Source organism: Mycolicibacterium flavescens, assembly GCF_001722335.1.
Classification (GTDB): Bacteria; Actinomycetota; Actinomycetes; order Mycobacteriales; family Mycobacteriaceae; genus Mycobacterium; species Mycobacterium flavescens.
In genome coordinates this window covers 1-1,132 of record NZ_MIHA01000059.1, presented here as the reverse complement: position 1 = coordinate 1,132, position 1,132 = coordinate 1, and the positions used below count along the sequence as shown (strand labels likewise).

2 protein-coding genes are annotated in these 1,132 nt (G+C 74.0%); one reads left to right on the top strand and one right to left on the bottom strand.

Translation table 11 applies throughout. The annotated features are described in order from the left end of the window. The coding region (locus BHQ18_RS28820) for a DUF488 family protein (protein WP_131815749.1) at window positions 1–221 on the bottom strand (221 nt) is incomplete at its 3' end. 43 nt (window positions 222–264) lie between these two features. Here BHQ18_RS28820 and selA point away from each other — a divergent pair. After that, on the top strand, window positions 265–1,132 hold an 868-nt coding region (selA, locus tag BHQ18_RS28815), incomplete at its 3' end, for an L-seryl-tRNA(Sec) selenium transferase (RefSeq protein ID WP_234794365.1).

Here is a 1,132-nt window from a genome sequence, read left to right as displayed (position 1 = left end):
ATGATCGGCGGCAGGCGGCGGCGCCCACCCAGGCGCTCGTCCCAGCGGTAGGCCAGCCCGGCGTCGGCCGCCCACGCCGCGATCGCGCCGCGCTCGACATCGGGGTTGTGCCTGCTGTTCGGGAAGCGGCGGATGTCGACGATCGCTTCGACGCCCGCCCCGCGCAGCAGCCCCGCGAGTTCGGTTCTGCCCAGTGCACCGTGGCCCACCGAGGTCAACATGTCACCGGTGTACCCGCTTCCCGCGATGCGCCATGATGGCTGCATGACCGACCCGCGCCGCCGCGTACCGCGCACCGACGCGCTGCTCTCCGACCCGCGGCTCGCCGAGGCGGCCCGCACGCTCGGTCGTACCCTGGTGAAAAGCGTTGTGGCGCAGGCGCAGCAGCAGGCCCGCGACGGGCTCATCGACCCGGATTCGGTCGCCGACGCGGCGGTCGCGGCGCTGCCGCACAGCGCGGCCACGCTGCGGCCGGTGATCAACGCGACCGGCGTCGTCGTGCACACCAACCTCGGGCGGGCCCCGCTGTCGCGTGCGGCGGTCGACGCGGTCGTGACCGCCAGCGGCGCCACCGACGTCGAGTTCGACCTGGCGACCGGCCGCCGCGCCCGCCGGGGCCGCGGCGCGCTGGCCGCGCTCGCGCAGGCCGTGCCGACTGCCGGTGGTGTGCACGTGGTCAACAACAACGCCGCCGCGCTGCTGCTGACCGCGATGACGCTGGCCCCGGGCAAGGAGATCGTGGTCAGCCGCGGCGAGCTCATCGAGATCGGCGACGGGTTCCGGCTGCCCGAGCTGATGGCCTCGACCGGGTCGCGGTTCCGCGAGGTCGGCACCACCAACCGCACCCACCTGCGCGACTACGCCGACGCGGTCGGCCCCGACACCGGCTTCATCCTCAAGGTCCACCCGTCGAACTACGCGGTCAGCGGGTTCACCTCCTCGGTTCCGGTCACCGACCTCGCGACGCTCGGCGTGCCCGTCGTCGCCGACATCGGCTCGGGTCTGCCATGCCGTGCCCGCCGCCGCAGATCACGAGGTCGGCCTGTTTCAGCAGTTCGTCCTGCCGGCCCAGTCCGACCACCGCCCACGGAGGCACCGCGACGTCGGCGCCGTCCAGCCGCGACACCACCAC